The following is a 297-nucleotide window of genomic DNA, read 5'->3' as shown; positions in this document are numbered from 1 at the left end:
CAGCTTTAAATTCTTCATCGGTATATTCGGTTTTTGATGAATTTTCAGTTGAAGAACTGCCAACCATACCTGAAGCGTTTTCAGATTTTGAAGATGAACTGCTCGTTTCTTTTTTATCTAACTTCTTCTCTACTGCTGCTTTGGCTTTGTTTTTTAGCATTTTACCAAATTGCGCATGAGAGACGTTGTAGCATAATGCCAAAACGAATAATAGAACTATTTTTTTCATAAGAATTGTGTTTAATAGACTTCAAAATAAAGCACTTAAGCACTATTCTTAATTTGGTTTTTTCTGAA

1 protein-coding gene is annotated in these 297 nt (G+C 32.0%); it reads right to left on the bottom strand.

Translation table 11 applies throughout. The features are described 5' to 3' along the window. Positions 1 to 229, bottom strand: a 229-nt coding sequence (locus tag FUA24_RS08110; RefSeq protein WP_148541243.1) for a hypothetical protein, incomplete at its 3' end; no start/stop codon positions are given. Between the last annotated feature and the right edge of the window lie 68 nt (positions 230 to 297).

This window comes from Seonamhaeicola marinus (assembly GCF_008085455.1).
Note: the sequence above shows the minus strand (reverse complement) of the source record. Positions and strands in the feature narration are given on the sequence as shown.